The sequence below is a fragment of the Paraburkholderia sp. BL27I4N3 genome (assembly GCF_003386115.1).
In the GTDB taxonomy this organism is placed as follows: domain Bacteria; phylum Pseudomonadota; class Gammaproteobacteria; order Burkholderiales; family Burkholderiaceae; genus Paraburkholderia.
Genome location: NZ_QREJ01000001.1, coordinates 1766257 through 1782043, shown reverse-complemented (window position 1 = coordinate 1782043; position 15787 = coordinate 1766257). Strand labels below are relative to the sequence as shown.

At 59.3% G+C, this 15787-nt stretch carries 14 protein-coding genes; 2 read left to right on the top strand and 12 right to left on the bottom strand.

Annotation, left to right across the window (positions count from 1 at the left end; translation table 11 throughout):
• Window positions 1–101 precede the first annotated feature (101 nt).
• Together B0G71_RS08170 and B0G71_RS08165 are read left to right on the top strand one after the other, a co-directional pair.
• Window positions 102–1055 (top strand): fatty acid desaturase, encoded by a 954-nt coding sequence (locus tag B0G71_RS08170; protein ID WP_116140904.1) that lies wholly within the window; start codon window positions 102–104, stop codon window positions 1053–1055.
• Complete coding sequence (locus B0G71_RS08165; protein ID WP_116140902.1) at window positions 1042–2304, top strand: sodium:solute symporter; 1263 nt, start codon at window positions 1042–1044, stop codon at window positions 2302–2304. The genes B0G71_RS08170 and B0G71_RS08165 overlap by 14 nt, the downstream gene beginning before the upstream one ends.
• Window positions 2305–2408: 104 nt before the next feature.
• Here the strand turns inward: B0G71_RS08165 and B0G71_RS08160 are convergent, their stop codons facing one another.
• The 12 genes from B0G71_RS08160 to B0G71_RS08105 form a co-directional block, all read right to left on the bottom strand.
• On the bottom strand, window positions 2409–3353 hold the full coding sequence (locus tag B0G71_RS08160; protein WP_258875531.1) for a helix-turn-helix domain-containing protein: 945 nt from the start codon (window positions 3351–3353) through the stop codon (window positions 2409–2411).
• 329 nt (window positions 3354–3682) lie between these two features.
• Window positions 3683–4597, bottom strand: a complete 915-nt coding sequence (locus B0G71_RS08155; protein WP_164862216.1) for an HTH-type transcriptional regulator ArgP — start codon at window positions 4595–4597, stop codon at window positions 3683–3685.
• A 111-nt stretch (window positions 4598–4708) separates the two neighbouring features.
• Window positions 4709–4849 (bottom strand): hypothetical protein, encoded by a 141-nt coding sequence (locus tag B0G71_RS41290; RefSeq protein ID WP_164862217.1) that lies wholly within the window; start codon window positions 4847–4849, stop codon window positions 4709–4711.
• Between the two features lie 40 nt (window positions 4850–4889).
• The gene (locus tag B0G71_RS08150; protein ID WP_116140898.1) at window positions 4890–5099 is read right to left on the bottom strand and encodes a hypothetical protein; all 210 of its coding nucleotides are present in this window, start codon (window positions 5097–5099) and stop codon (window positions 4890–4892) included.
• Between the two features lie 234 nt (window positions 5100–5333).
• Window positions 5334–6509, bottom strand: coding sequence for an EAL domain-containing protein (locus B0G71_RS08145; protein ID WP_116140896.1), 1176 nt, complete (start codon window positions 6507–6509; stop codon window positions 5334–5336).
• A gap of 653 nt (window positions 6510–7162) precedes the next feature.
• On the bottom strand, window positions 7163–10120 hold the full coding sequence (locus B0G71_RS08135) for an FAD-binding and (Fe-S)-binding domain-containing protein (protein ID WP_258875530.1): 2958 nt from the start codon (window positions 10118–10120) through the stop codon (window positions 7163–7165).
• A gap of 61 nt (window positions 10121–10181) precedes the next feature.
• A complete protein-coding gene (locus B0G71_RS08130; protein ID WP_116140890.1) occupies window positions 10182–11210 on the bottom strand; it encodes a DUF1338 domain-containing protein in 1029 nt (342 codons plus the stop codon).
• 106 nt (window positions 11211–11316) lie between these two features.
• Window positions 11317–12750, bottom strand: a complete 1434-nt coding sequence (locus tag B0G71_RS08125) for an NAD-dependent succinate-semialdehyde dehydrogenase (RefSeq protein ID WP_116140888.1) — start codon at window positions 12748–12750, stop codon at window positions 11317–11319.
• A gap of 86 nt (window positions 12751–12836) precedes the next feature.
• Window positions 12837–13205 carry a cupin domain-containing protein gene (locus B0G71_RS08120; RefSeq protein ID WP_102630911.1) on the bottom strand — a complete coding sequence of 123 codons (369 nt, stop codon included), beginning with the start codon at window positions 13203–13205 and terminating at the stop codon, window positions 12837–12839.
• A gap of 188 nt (window positions 13206–13393) precedes the next feature.
• Entirely contained in the window at window positions 13394–13996 is a 603-nt protein-coding gene (locus B0G71_RS08115) for a nitroreductase family protein (RefSeq protein ID WP_116140886.1), read from the bottom strand.
• Between the two features lie 150 nt (window positions 13997–14146).
• Entirely contained in the window at window positions 14147–15064 is a 918-nt protein-coding gene (locus B0G71_RS08110) for a LysR family transcriptional regulator (protein ID WP_116140884.1), read from the bottom strand.
• Between the two features lie 199 nt (window positions 15065–15263).
• A complete protein-coding gene (locus B0G71_RS08105) occupies window positions 15264–15764 on the bottom strand; it encodes a flavin reductase family protein (protein ID WP_116140882.1) in 501 nt (166 codons plus the stop codon).
• Window positions 15765–15787 lie beyond the last annotated feature (23 nt).

Here is a 15787-nt window from a genome sequence, read left to right as displayed (position 1 = left end):
CAAAGCCCGTTGTCGTCACCCATGTGCATGCGATGCGATTTCGCATCCGCTGCGGGCGACGTGCCTGTCTTCGTTGTGAGGTAATCCATGCGAGGTAATTCATGAATAGTCGCGCCGTAATTCACGACCAGGATCTGATCCGCTCCGCGTTTCCCGAATGGGATACCCTTCACCGGACCATGACATCGCCCGACGTGCTCAATGTCGTCATCGATATCGTGTTCGACTGGCTGAGCATCACCGTTGCCATCCTGATCCTGCTGCGTGTCGGATGGTGGACGGCACCGGCGGCTGTTGCATGGATCGGTAACCGGCAGCGTGCGCTCGGCAACCTGCTGCACGACGCCGCACACCGCAATTTTGCCCGTTCCAGTCGGCTCAACGACGCGCTCGCGCGACTTTTCATCGCGCCGGCGCTCTTCAACGGTCTAGCCCTCTATCGGGAACTCCACGCCCGCCATCACGCGTGGCTCGGCGACCCCACGCACGACCCTGACTACATCGCCGTTCAGCCCGGGCCTGGGGACGGCTGGTGGCAACCGTTTCTCAAGGTGCTGCTTGCGCCAGCGGCCTGGTCAGCTTCAATATTCGGCCACCTGCATCTACGGCGGCTCGGCTGGATGCAGCGGTTGGGCATCATCGGATGGTGGGTCGCCGTACTGGGTGCCGTGACACTTGTGCGGGGTGTTCATGCGGCGGCGCTTTTTTTCGGCATCTGGATGCTGGCGAGAGCCACCTTCTTTCACGCGATCACCACGTTTCGTGAGCTGTGCGATCACTTCGGTCTGGCGCGAGGCGGGATTTTCAGTTACACGCGTGACGTCTCGTCCCGCAGCGTCATGCGCTGGATCATTCACCCGCACAACAACGGCTACCACCTCATGCATCACCTGATGCCGTCGATTCCCTATCACCGCCTGCCTCGCGCACAGCGCAGGCTGCTGGCTTTGCCCGCCTTCGCCAGCGAGGCGAGAGTCTGCCATGCGTACTTTCGCGGCCCTGAGGCCGTCGTGCGCGAATGGGAAGTCCAGGGAGGTGAAAATGCTGCAGCGTAATCTCGGTGCGATCCACGTGGCCGCGCTGCTCGTCTCGGCCAGCTACGGTGTCGCCTTCCTGCTCGGTTCCGGCGAAATGGCACTGCATGCCGGCATGGCGGGCAGTCTGTATGCGATCGTCACCGCACTGGGCATGCTCGGGCTTGCGCTGGCCGCGCCGACACTCTGGCGGGGCCGCGAACTCATCTGGGACGTGTTTGGCGAGCGGTACGGTCCGGTGGTGCGCAGGCTCGTCGCGCTGCTCTCGCTCGTGTGGATGTCCGGCGTACTGGCCGCCCAGATCCATGGCGGTATCGCCGTGCTCGTCGCGACGGGCCTGCCGGCAACCCATGCACTGGTGCTGATCGCCGCGGCGCTGCTGGTCATGTCCTGCATTGAGCTCGGCATCGCTGCGGTGCTCTTTGCGTGCTGCCTGCTGGCGACGAACATCGCGCTTGTGCATGCGCTCGCCGCATCGGGCGGCCTGCCCGTGTACCTGCATGCGTGGCCGTCCTTCATTGCGGAGATATGCACTGCGCCACGAGCCGGGACCCTGGTCACCATTGCAGCGGTCGGCTTTCTGGTCATCACGGGATCCGACTATCAACAGTTCGCCATCGCGGCGCGCCGACCGCGAGATGCGTGGCTGGGCTGCGTGCTCGCGAGCCTCTTCCTGATGGTGACGGGGTTTCTTCCGGCCGCGACGGTCGTCGCTGCGCTTCGCGCCGGCAAGCTGTACGGCCTGAGCGAGACCGCGAGTGCGATCCCATGGATCATGCTGCAGACCAGTGGGGCGATGGGGATGATTTGCATCGGCGTTATCCTCCTGGCCGCGCTCGGATCGGGAACGGCCATCACGCGAGCGATGTCGTCGGCCCTTGAGGGCCTATATTCGCGTGATGGCCGCCACGGCCACGCGAGTGATGGTCACCACGGCCACGCGTCGCGCGTGCTGATCGTTGCCATCGGATGCGCAATCGCGACGGACGGTCAGGCGATCGTATCAACCATCGTTTCGTTGAACGTCGTGTATGTTGCGGCCGTCGGGTTGCTGTTTCTCCTTCACGAGACCGGACGACGCGTTGCGCCGCGCTGCGCATCATGGATGTTGCTCTCTGGCGCCGCGACCTCCCTGCTCGTTTCGTCGATGAACTGGACTGATATCGGAAATCTGCCCGCCTGGCTCCCGCTGCCGGCCGGGTTGCTGGCGTCCGCCTGCGTGCTGGCCGCATGGCGATTCACCCGCGTGCCGGGGCGCGCGCGATCCTGAAGTCCGGCCGTCGAAGCCGGGCAGAATGGAGCGGTGGGCAGGCAATCTTACCCCTGGTCGTTCGGGCGTTCAGACGAGCAATTCTGATTTCGGCTTCGGAAGTTTCAGTCTCCCTGGCTGGATTCGCCCGACCAGCGCTGGATGGCCCTGTAGTCGGTAGGGGTCTTGCCGAGATGCCTGCGAAACAGCTTGGCGAGTCGCCCGCCGCTGCCCACGCCGCAACGTCGCGCGATCTTGTCGACTGGCAGACGGGTCTCGACGAGCAAACGGCAACACCTGTCGAGGCGCAGATGCAGGAGGTAGTCGCACGGTGTGACGCCCATTTCCGCCTTGAAACGTCGCAGGAAGTTCCTGCCGCTCATTGCTGCCGCCTCGGCAGCCCGCCCGATCGCAAGTGGCTGGTTGCCATTTGCCTCCAGCCATCGCGCAGCGGCCCTGATCTTCTCGCTGACATCGCGCGTCGCCGTTCGACAGATCATGTCGGTAAGTTGCGTCAGCGCCGGTGACATGATGTCGTGCGGAATCGGGCGCACAATCTCACCGCCAAGGTCTTCCTGGATGATGCTCAACGCCGCGCGAATCGCCGGAGACACCTCGTGCGTCCTCGGCGCCCGGAGGGCCGTTCTCCCCCCAACTGAAGCCTGTTCGTCGATGCACCAACCGGCTTGCGCGCATCTGAACCCGGCTCCTTCCAGTAGCTGGTGCCCTTCGGCAATGGCATAAACGAGCCCGGCACGCTCACCTGTTCGGCGCAGCCACTCCATGCTCTGCCTGTCACACGCGATGTGTTGAACGCCTGCCCCGCCTGCGACGAAAAGCACCTGGAAATGCCTGACATGGCGCGGCGTGTCGACGCTTTCGGTCCACACGTTGACCGAAGACGAGCTTGCGACGCAACCGCCGGCACTCGAAAGCAGATACACCTGGTACGGCACTGCACGCCCCCGGTCACCTGAAACGAGTGCATTGGCACACTGGAACAGTTCGATCACAGAAGCGGTCTCGCAGAGCGCAAATCCGTCGAATAATGCAATACCAATATGCTTCACTGACTTGATCGTAACGTTCTCTGGCATGTATGCGTGAATATCGTCGCTGGAAAAGGGTGGCCGCCCGTTGGCAGGCAACGTCTCCCGCCTCCATGGACCGTTATGGTCCCGGATCCGTCGCCGGCGTAACATTCACCGCTTGCGTCACTGCGGAACCCCCGGGTGGACGGAATCGAGGTAAATGAAACGGGACCGGCTATGAGAAAGGACAGCGGGAGATCGGACCGCATGACATGTCCCCAGAAAAACACGGGCGACAATGAGCGGCGTGACAAGCGCGGCCGAAAGACGCGCCACGCAGCGTCGAGGCGGCCATCTGCGATGATCCTTCAACTGCCGCCGTCTCCCTCCGGAGCCGGCTGAACCAGGCTTCGGCGTGCCGCTTCCATCACCAGTGCACTGATCTTCGCGAGCGACTCGGGCTCCTGCTCCCAGTGATGCCAGTACAGATCGATCATCACGTCGTGATCGGGGGCGAGCGCAACCAGTCTGCCGTCAATGATTCGCGGCTCGGCCTGCATCGCAGGTACGAGACCATACCCGACGCCGTCAACAATTGCATTGAACAACGCCGACGGTGAAGGCAAATAGTGCTTGATGTACCTGCCGACTGTCGCGCCGAAGTACGACCTGAGAAATATGTCGTGCAACCTGTCCTTGCGGTCAAACAGGATGGCTGGTGCCTTGAGCGCGCCGGGCAGGATCAGGCCGCCAGCGAAATGTTCGCGGGCGAACCCGGGCGAAGCGACACACTGATAGCGCATCTGTCCGACCGGCTCGGCCGCGAAACGCTCACCCACAGGCTCCGCCTGCGTCGAAAGAAAGCCTTTGACGTCGCCGCGGGCAAGCGCATCGAGCGTGTGATCCTGGTCATCGACCAGAATCTCAAGCTCGACATGGTACTGCACCAGTTCGCGCGTCACCGGCTCGAACCAGGTTGCAAGGGAATCGGCGTTGATTGCCAGTGCCAGCGCAGTGGTCGCGGCTCTTCCGGGCTCGATTTCCCGTAGCAGGTCGTCCTCCCGAAGCCGGATGGACATGAAATGACGATAGACTTTTTCTCCTGCCTGCGTCGGCATCACGGTCGGTTCGCGGATCAGGAGGAGTGCCCCCGTTGACCTTTCAAGCCGCTTGACCCGGCGTGTCGCTGCAGCAGAAGAGATGTTTAGTGCCGCGGCCGCCTGCGAGAAACTGCGATACTCAACGACCGCGGCAAACGTTTCCAGTTCGGTCATGTTCAACATCGTGTCCTCTTCCTGAACCACGCATAGGTATCAACAAAAAACTCTGTCTGGAATGCGGCGGCGCCGTCGCCCATAGCCGCTCGAGGCGGCGGCGTCGATGGTTTCCTTCGTTCAGGTGCCGAAGCGCCGCCATCGGTACTCCAGCAGACGCGCACCTTCGCTGAAGTTGTTGCCCGATTCCAGTGGTTGGTCCATGTGCGTAACGGGCTGGGCATTCATTGCATCTTCCAGATCGTTGCCGGCCTTGCGCATGACCATCCATGCCCAGCGAGGATGCGATGCCGGCGCCGTTTCAGTGGTTCCTTCCGAAGCATGCCATTGCAGCTTCAGCCGGCGCCAGGCCGGCGTGGAAGTAGCCCTGCAGACGTTTGATGATCATCGCGTCAGGGTGATACGGCGGCCGCACGAAATTTGCTGCTACGGCTTCGTCGTACCAGGCGCACGTCCATATCTCGAGCTCCCGGGCGTATTCGAGCGTGAGCGGCTTCGACTTTTCGAACATTTTTGTACTCCATTCATTCCCGGACCCAGTCTGGATTGCGCCGCCGATACCTCAATCGCGGTGCACTCGAAGGAAACTAAACACCGGACGTTCAGGCTCAGGCGGGAATACGCGTCAACCGCGGTCATTGTTGCGGAAGAAAATTGCAAGCGGACTCGCAGTTGGTCCGCATGCCAGCGACGAGCTGTGCGATGACCGGCACGCCACTTTCAGGTTTGTGGTGAAGGATGTCGCTCAAGATTTCTCCTTTCTCCCGCAGGACCTTCCATCTCGCACATCAGTCCGTTCCGGCTCAGACGCCGATTGCGCCAAACCGGCGACGAAGATCGGCTCAAAGAGATATCCCTGAACCCAATGCGCGCCACAGGCCTGGGATATGTGCAGGTCTTCCTCGTCCTCGACACGTTCGACCACCACATGCGAAGCGCATCTTCGCGCCAGACGGATCAGCGCACCCAAATGTACTCTAACGCATCCGTTCGAGCGGGCCCGATGCAGATATCCACCATCGACTTTTGCAATGTCCACACTCAGTTCCATAAGACTCCGCACGGAACTGTAGCCTGCACCGATGTCATCGAGAGCGACGCGACATCCGAGCTGTTGCAGCGCCCGGACGAAGTCCGCGACTGCGTCGATGTCGGTCAGCGGCGCGCTTTCCGTCAACTCGATGACGAGCCGTGCCGCGACCTGAGGCTCCCCGGCAAGGGTTTCGATGACCATCGACCGCCAGCCGCCGAGCGCTGCACTCTGAATCGACACGTTACAGCCCAGCGACATGTCCGGATGCGCACGCAGCGTATCGATCACGGTCGTCACGACCCATCTGTCGAGGCGGCTCACCAGTCCGAGCCGTTCGAGAGCGGGAATCCACTTGCCTACACTGACCGGTACGCCATCTCCGGTCCTGCACAACAACGCCTCCCAATAGCTGACGCACTCCGTACCGGTCGCGCTGCAGACCTTCTCATAGCGGAAGCACAACTCGTCGCGTTCCATCGCGCCTAGCAGTTCCCCGGCAATTTCCATGTCCCGCGCGTATCGGGTCCGCCACTTTCTGGTGCCCATGCGCATCTCCGCGGATGCTTCTTTTTCGGGGTCGAACGGTGTGCCGTCGCAGGTCGGGATCGATGCACCGATGGCTGCGCGGATCGGGCCCATCGACGTGAACACCGGCGCGTCGCCCAGCGCCGCGACGACCGCATCGACGATGCTATGGTCGCTGCAAACTGCGTGAGCGTTCGCCAGGTCTTCAGGAACAGCTCGGTCAATCAGAACGACAATCTGCTCTCCGTTGCGCGTCATGATGCCCGACTCCCGCGTACAGAAATCGCGAGCGCGCCCGTATACAACATGCCTGACGGTCAGCGCGGTTGCGGTGCCGTACCCTTTGCGGTCTGCCTTTTTCATTCCTCCAGGATCCCAGGTCGCGCTCAAAGTTCCTAACACGCTCTAACGTCTGGTTTCACCCTCAGTCTCGGCATACGAAACTTCAGCGATGCGCATGGCAGGCCTCTCTGGATCGGGTGGGAAAATGCACCATTTTCCGTTTCGGTGTCGAAAAAAGAACATCGCCTTTGACCCGCCGCCGTTATCTGCGACGACGCAAACGTAACGTCCCCTGCTGGATCGTCCGTAGTGGCTGACCCGAAACCCTCTGTTCGGGTCGGGCGCCAACCAATCCTCGACCATACTCCTCAACGACATTCCCACGCTCGTCATAACTTTCTCATCCTTGATGAAGGTTACGGTACGGCGACCTTCAAGATCGCACCTCAGGTCCTCCGAGTACTCCCTACCCCACGTGAAAAGGGGTGCCAATGGCCGCAGTCTGGGGGTGTGCAAGACACTGATGTCTGCGGTAGCCCACGCGCCGCCGCGTCAAGACCGGTGTCTGATCACACGAAAACAGCCATACCAAAACCTCCGCCCACGACGATGTGCAGGCGCGCTCCGCCCCCGTCTGCTCCAAAATCCCTCGCAGCCAGGCATTCGGTCCACCAGGCCAATTGCGCTCACATCTTTTCCATACGGCCACCGAATCAAGGAGTGCTGAGCGCAAGTCAGGCCTGATCTCTCTGCATTGGGCGAAAAGATGCACTGTTTGAAGCTGAAGTCAGGCCGCCCGCTATACTGGATCGAGAAACCGGACGGCCGCCATGCCCGCTCCTGAGCGCACGAAGCGCGAGCTCGGCGATATGCAGGACCGGTCGCTTCACACCTTGTTCGATCTGCTCACGGCAACTGAAGCCGTTGGTCATGATCAATGCATCCGGCGGGGCTGCGCGCAAGAGCGGCAGCAGCTTGTCTTCCGCTACTTTCATCGACAAATCATAGTGCTCGTTGTTGAAACCGAACGATCCAGCCATGCCGCAGCATCCTGTATCGAGCAGCTTCCAGCGCACACCGAGTTTGTCGAGCAGCGCGGTTTCGCCATGCATGCCGAACAGCGATTTCTGATGACAATGCCCGTGCACGATGACATCGGCATCGAGCGTCGGCCACTGAAATTCCGTTTCGGCGAGGAAGTCCGACAAGAGATGCGTTTGCGCCGAGAGCTTTCGCGCAATGTCATCCTGCGGCAACTGCTTGAGTAATTCGTCCTTGAACACGGACAGACAACCGGGCTCAAGTCCGACGACCGGAACGCCGAGCAGGATGTCTTCCGATAGCTCGTCGACCGCGCGTCGCAACAAGGCCTTCGCCTGGTCAATGAGCCCGTAGTCATACAGCGGACGCCCGCAACACAGACGCTTGTGAGGCAATACCACGTCGTATCCGAGCAGTGTCAGGACATCGAATGCGGCGCTTGCAATTTGAGGCGAGAAATGATCGTTGAAGGTATCAACCCACAGAATGACCTTGCCCGTCTGCTTTGCATTCGGATGCCTGTCGCGTACGCGATGACCATCCGCAAGTTGTCTGAACGGTTTCGACGCGAAAAGCGGCAGATCGCGCTGCGGCGCGACGCCCGCGACCCACTTGCTGATAGGCGCGATGAAACGCGACGACGTCATAAGATTCGTGAGCCATGGAAAACGACTCGCCAGCGGCGCCCATTGCCCGATCCTGCCCATGAACATCGCCTGCCTGGGCCGGCGATGACGCTGGTAGTAGTGAGACAAGAACTCGGCCTTGTACGACGCCATGTCGGTATGCGTTGGACAGTCCGACTTGCAGCCCTTGCACGCGAGACAGCCATCTAGCGCTTCCTTCACCTCGCGGCTGTTCCATCCGTCGGTGATAACTTCTCCTTGCAGCATTTCCCAGAGCAGATGCGCGCGGCCACGGGTCGAATACTTTTCTTCGCGCGTCGCGCGAAAACTCGGACACATGGTGCCGCCATCAAGAGAACGGCACTTCCCCATGCCGATGCAACGCTCCACCGCGCGCTGCAAGCCATCGCCTTCGCGGCTGGCAAACGTCAGTTTCGTCGTGAGCTTCACGGGCTTGTACGACGGTCCCATGCGCAGATTCTCATCCGCGCGGTACGCGTTCACGACCTTACCTGGATTCAGCCGGTTCGCAGGATCCCAGATGGCCTTGAACTCCTCCATTGCCCGCATGACTTCGGGCCCGTACATAATCGGAAGGAACTCGGCCTTCGCTTGTCCATCGCCATGTTCGCCGGACAGTGACCCGCCGTAGTCGACAACAAGTTGCGCCGAATCGCGCAAGAATTCGCGCCACCTGAGCACGCCTTCCGGCGTTCGAATATCGAACGTGATTCGCGCATGCACGCAACCGTCGCCGAAGTGTCCGTAAAGGCACGTCTCGTAGCCGTAGCGGTCGACCAGCGTCTGGAACTGACGCAGATAATCGCCGAGACGCATTGGGTCGACCGCAGCATCTTCCCAGCCGACGATCGGGTCTGGCGTAGCCGGATCGATCGACAGCGAAACAGCGGATGCACCCGTCTCACGAATCGACCAGATCTTCTGCTGCTTCACCTTCTGCTCGACGACGAAACTCGTGACATTCTCACCACCCAAGCCCGCCTTGAAGTACCCATCCGCTTCCTGCGCTTGCGAAAGCGCGTCGTGAACCGTGTCGGCGCCGAATTCGAGCACGACCCAAGCGTCGCCTTCAGGCAGCAGCGCGATCTCTTCCGATTTCAGTCCGCGCACCTCCAGACCACGAATGATGCCGCGATCGAGCCCTTCGATGGCGAGGGGTGAAAAGCGATTGAAATGCGGTACCGCATCCGCCGCTGTGTAAATGTCCTTGAAGCCGAGCACCAACAGCACGCGACATGCCGGGCTATGCACCAGTCGAACCTTGGCCCGAAGCGTCACCGCGCACGTGCCTTCCGTGCCGACGAGCGCGCGCGCCACGTTGAAGCCGTTCTCCGGGAGCAACTGGTCGAGATTAAAACCAGAGACGCGTCGTTTGATTTGTGGAAACTCGTCGCGGATGTGACCCGCGTAGCGGTCGCGCAAATCGCGCAGCTTGCGATAAATCTCACCGCGCCTTCCACCTTCGCAAATGATGGCATCGAGTTCCGCGTCGCTCGTCGGGCCTACCCAGAAGCGCGCGCCATCGTAAGTGGCGATCTCGAGCGCCTCAACGTTTTCCACGGTCTTCCCAGCCATCACCGAATGCGCCCCGCACGAGTTGTTGGCGATCATGCCGCCGAGCGTGCATCGGCTGTGCGTGGCCGGGTCGGGGGCGAACGTGAGGCCGTGCGCTTCGGCGGCGTCGCGCAGCGTGTCGCAGATCGCGCCCGGCTCAACGATGGCCGTGCGCGTCTTCGCATCTACCGATACCACGCGATTCACATACTTGCTCGCGTCGGCCACCACGGCCACATTCACGCACTGCCCGTTCTGCGAGGTACCCCCTCCGCGGGTCAAAAATGGAACGTCCTTGCGACGGCATACGTCGAGCGTTGCGACAAGATCTTCGATATCGGCGGGCACGACGACGCCGAGCGGTATCTGCCGATAGTTTGATGCATCGGACGCATACAGCGCTTTGGAGCCCGCGTCGAAACGCACTTCGCCGCGCACCCTCGCACGCATTTCAGCTTCTAAGGCTTGCAGAAGGGGCAAGCTCCCCTGGAACGGTCTGGCTGATTTCACGTTACTTCGCTGCCTTGGCTGTCATCTTGAAGATACCGGTGGCGTTGCCCGCATCGAAGCGCAGGTCTACCTGCCAACCGCGCTTTGCCTGATCGAACTCACGCTTGCGCGTGATGAACTCATAGAACGAGCCCGGCACCTCTCGGGTAATCTCGTCGCCATCGGACGAACGGAAAGCGCGCCGCACTGTATCCGCCCTATAAGCCGTCTGGAACACGCGCCCAGAACGCGAACGTTCGACATCGGGCTTCATCGGACGACCCTTCGACTTCTCATCCTCCGAAAGGCTGAATACGTCCTCGACGCGATCTGTTGCATGATTGAAGGCATTCCCCTCAGTCGCGATCCATGCCATCTCCGCCGATTCAAGCAGCAACGTGTCGTAATCCGTCTCTCGTGGAATGGCGTGCTGGCGCGAGAATGCGCCGACGATGACGGGCAGCAACTGTTCCGCCGCGTCGCCGGGCAACGATCCGTCGCGCTCCAGGTCCGAAAGCTGTGAGATCGCGAGCGCCGTCAACGGATCTTTGGATGAAGCGACGACGTTCGTCACAGCCTGCTGGAACTCCTTCGAAAAACGCTCCGGGTGTAGCTCACTGACGAAGAACTGGGCGATCTCATCGGGTGCGTCCTCGTGCGCATACGCACGGCCGGTCATGCCGAGCTTGACGAGTGGATAGCGGCCGTTGAGCCTGAAGCCGAGCGGACGAAGAATCCTAGTGAACGCGGCCTCGCCGGGCGGCAGCGCGCCGTTGTGGGGCCAGCGCACCGTGCGCAGCGCTCCGTGATCGAAGAACACTGACCCGCCCTTCGCAATCGCTTCCTTCGTGTAGGTGCGGCCGTTTTCCGACCGCTGTAGAAGATCATCGAAGAGCGCCATATTCATCGCTTGCGCCAACTCGGCGCGGGTTACAGTGCCTTCTTCCCAGTCGTTGAGAATGGAGGGGAAATTGAGCGTGGAAAAAAGGACACGAGTCTTTTCTTCGCCAAGTAGGACATTGAGCAGTCTGGATACGTTTGCGTTGTGCATTGATCTATTCTCTTGAACCCGCCGCCGCCGCGGAGTACGTGTTTGATGGTTTGACTTGGCCCATGGCCTTACTTTCTGCGAAGGGATCCGGCCTCTACGTCGGTGATCAGCTTTTGATCGTGACGGCTTTGGTAACCAAATAAGGTTCCAACGCCTCAGGACCGCCTTCCGAACCGTAACCGGAATCCCCGACGCCGCCGAACGGCATTTCAGGCCACGGCGTAGCGCCCTGATTAATCCATAGCATTCCAACATTCAGGCGTTGCGAAAGCTGATGTACGCTCTTCACGCAATTCGTGAATGCGTATCCCGCAAGTCCATACGGAAGCCTGTTCGCTTCTGATATCGCTTCGTCGAGGGCATCGAATCCTCGTATCGCAGCGACAGGACCAAAAGGCTCCTCATTGAAGATCGCGGCGGTTAATGGCACGTCGGAAAGCACCGTAGGCGCGAAAAAATTGCCTCGATCGCCGATCTCGTTTCCACCCGTCAACAACGTGGCTCCAGACTCACGTGCGTTGCTCACGACCTCTTTCATGGCCGCCAAGCGACGCTTATTTGCCAACGGCCCTAGCGACGTGCTTTTTTCCAGACCGTCACCTATTTGCAACTGTTCGGCATACGCGACCATCGCAGCCTCGAACGACCCGCGCAAGCTGTTATGCACGAGGAATCGCGTGGGCGAAACGCAGACCTGTCCCGCGTTTCTGAATTTTGCGGCACCTAAAACTTTCGCAGCCTCCTCGACATCAGCGTCTGCAGCGATGATGACTGGCGCATGACCGCCCAGTTCCATCGTCGTCCGTTTCATATGTCGGCCGGCCAGACTGGCCAGCTGCTTGCCGATAGCCGTTGATCCTGTGAACGTGACCTTCCGAACTGCTGGATGGGAAACAAGAAACTCAGAAACTTCCGCAGGATTCCCGAAGACGAGACCTAAAACGCCCCGAGGAACGCCTGCGTCCGAAAATGCCCGAATAAGCGCCGCCGGCGAGGCGGGCGTCTCTTCCGGCGCTTTCACAATGAAAGAGCAGCCCGTGGTCAGCGCGGCCGACAGCTTTCGAGCGATCTGATTAACCGGAAAATTCCAGGGCGTAAAGGCTACGACCGGTCCGACCGGTTCCTTCAACACGAGTTGTTGAACATTCTGACTTCGCGACGGAACGACGCGTCCATAGACGCGCAAGCCTTCATCAGCGAACCATTCGATGATCTCCGACGCCGAGAAGACTTCCGCCCGCGCTTCAGCAAGCGGCTTTCCCTGCTCTTGCGTTAGGAGGGAAGCGATGGTCTCGACGCGCTCCCGCAGAAGCATTGCCGCGCCTCTCATTATCCTCGCTCTTTCAACCGCTGCGAAGTTGCGCCATTCAGCGAAGCCCGCTTCTGAAGCGGATGCAGCGCGTTCAAGGTCCTCCTTTGCCGCGCAGGCGACCACGCCAATCCTTTCGCCGGTCGAAGGGCTGATCACATTGATGGTCGCTCCATCAAGTGCGTCACACCAAGTTCCGTTAATGAAAAGCTTGGTATCTGAATAGGTCATTTAACTACCTTCCGTCATAATGCAGCTCAACGCGATTTTGCGAAGACGCTTCGCGAGTCAACTTGCGACGTCGTTGGTGACGCTTCTCAGGTGAGAAGAACGTATATCTTTCGAACTGCCTCGGTGACTCTCAAAGTTCCTGAGAAGCCGGCGGGGATAACGCCCGTGTCGCCCTTGGAGAATTCAGTCTGTGGTGTGGTTTCGCTCTCGAGCGAGAAGGTACCCTCCAGGACGTGGAAGATCTCGTTGCGGTTTGATGGATAGACGAACTTCCAGGCGCCAACCTCTGCCTCCCAGAAACCGACACCCGGACGTGATGGTTCAAAGTCCACCAAAGGACGGCTGATTCTCTTCGGCCTACCAGTGATTAGCATTTCGTCAGCGGGATAGCTCATATTCTCCTGCAGCTGAGTCGGGTCGATCTTACAAACCCGTTCGAAAGTCAACTGTTCCATAGCTTCTCCTAATAAAAAGCGCTGTTACGTTGCCGGTGTCATAGGGCAACGCGTAAGAGACGGCGCATGCGGGCCCTTCGGGCACCTTCGTGCTTAGCTGCTGACACCTGGTCTGCACGCCGCCGCACGCCAGCTCCCATAGCCCGACGAGCCCGCACGCGTGGTTGAAAATGGCGCTTCTAAAACAGTTATGTTCCGTCGACAAAACGTCCTTCCGCCGCCATGTCGACCAGTGGTCGACGGTCACTCGGCACCTCCTTTGGCTGGAGAAAATGCGGAAGTAGCGCAGCATCCCCAGCCCGGCCCACTGCTACGCAAGCTTCGATTGAAAAATCGTCTGGAATGCTCAGTTCGCTACGGATGTGGTCGCTGTTGATCCCTGCAAGAGCATGAGCGCCCCACCCTATAAGGCTAGCCTGCAACGCAAGAAACGCCCAGGCAGCTCCAGCGTCAAATGAATGCGTGGGCAACGATAGTTCCTCATCTTTTCCAGGTATCCGAAATGTCCGCTTTGACATAACCACAACGATCGCCGCGGCACGGACTGCCCACGAGCGGTTGAAGTCATTCAAAAACGAAAGAAACGAGTCCCAGTGATCCGTGTCCCGATGGACGCAAACAAACCGCCAAGGCTGAGAGTTATAAGAGGAAGGAGCCCAACGGGCGGCTTCGAGAATAGTGAGAACGGTACCCTCATCGATAGGATCCAATGTGAAGGCGCGAGGTGACCAGCGCTCGACGAACTGCGCATCGATTGGATAGCTAGGTATGCGAAGCGTTTTGATAGCCATAGTCAGAGCTCGATAACGATCTATTCGAAACCAAAAATAGACGCAACATTTGAGACGGATGTCTCTGGAGTCACGCCTGAGTCTTAACCTATTCAAGAAATCAATCGACACCGCCGGTGCCACCCCGGGGTTAGAAGAGTCTCTGCGGAGTCATACAGGAGGTCTGCAAGCTGCGGCCACCTCAGCGAACCATCGGTCACGACACTCCTTCATAAACAAAACAAATGTTCGCCCTACTTTCGACAACGGGCGAGACCTTGGGTATAGCAGTCCAACCCTGAAGGTAATGCAAGGGTCTACGAGACGAACATCGACCCGATCAAGGTATCCGTGAACACTGAATGGATCGATAAAACCGACACCCATTCCCAGTGCGGCCAACTCGCATGTTGAGTGGGAGAACGAGGTATCGACGCGCATGACACGGTGTACGTCTCGCGATTCGAAAAGGCGATCAACATGCGGCCGGGCTTGATAGTGCGCCGTGGTGGAAATAAACGTACGCCCTTCGAAATCCGTCGGTGAAAGCATCGACTTTTCCGCGAGCTGGTCCCCCTTCTTCATGACGACGTAGTAGGGAACATTACAGAATTCGTCTACTGAAAGGTCCTCGCGGTCGTAAGGTACTTCTGCAAGGCCAAGATCGATTCGTTCCGTCGCAATCCAGTCTTCCACCTTCGTGGAGCTTTGAACATCCAGTGAGATATCAACGTCTGGATGAGTTTCACAAAACCGGGCTATGACTGCCGGCAAAAAAGTTATTCCTAGGGCCGGCATGCATGCGATCGAGACGCTGCCTACGCGAAGTTTCCTCACATCAGCGGCAAGTTCCCCGATCTTTTGGTACGCACGGAATGTGTTCTCTACTTGCTCGTGGATCATCCTTCCTTCAGGCGTCGGCACCAGCCTGCCAGCAGCGCGGTTGAACAATGTCACGCCGAGCTCCTTTTCGAGCTCGGTGATCAAGCGACTCACCGATGGCTGAGACAGCCCCAGTAAGTCCGCAGCACCGTTTACAGTGCCGACCATCATAGTCGTGCGGAATGCTTCAAGTTGCCGGATGTTCATAGTTTCCCAGTTGATAGCCCACTTTCAACAGCCATCATCTATGTTTCGGACCAGCGTCGCAAGGATGTACCGACCACGGTGTTCTGACGGTCGGGCCTTCCTGGTGCTTCGCGGCTGGCACTACTCAATAAAGATTCGGTCACGATGAGCGATTACACTGGCCGACAATCCGTTCGACTTGAAGCACCGGCGTCCGCAGTCAAATAGTCAGAGGTGCGCTCCGTGCAAAACCGCGTTCGTGCCACAGAAGGCATCCCGCATCAGCGGTCTCATTAAATGCAATCTCTCTGATCACTCCAACGATGATGGAGTGGGTGAATCCGTCATGCTGATCACTGATTTCACAGTCCAATGCAACCGTTGCATCAGCCAGGACCGGTGCACCGGTCACGAGAGATGCCCATTGGTTGGAAGTGAAGCGGGCTTGCCCTTTAGTTTTGCGAAATGTGTCAACGACCCCGCAGTGCGCTGTCGAAAGGAGATTTACGGCAAAACTACCTGCCCTCAGGATCGCGTCGTGGGACGAAGCGCTCTTGTTCACGCAGACGATGACCGACGGCGGGTCGTCGGATAGACTGCATACCGATGTAGCGATGAGGCCGACCGGCTTTGCGTCGTGCATTGCGGTAATAACTGTAACGCCGGCAGCGAACAACGACATCGCCTGCTGGAAGTTAGCTCTTGAATCGATGGTTTGCATTTGGTCACCTGCCTGGACTATGA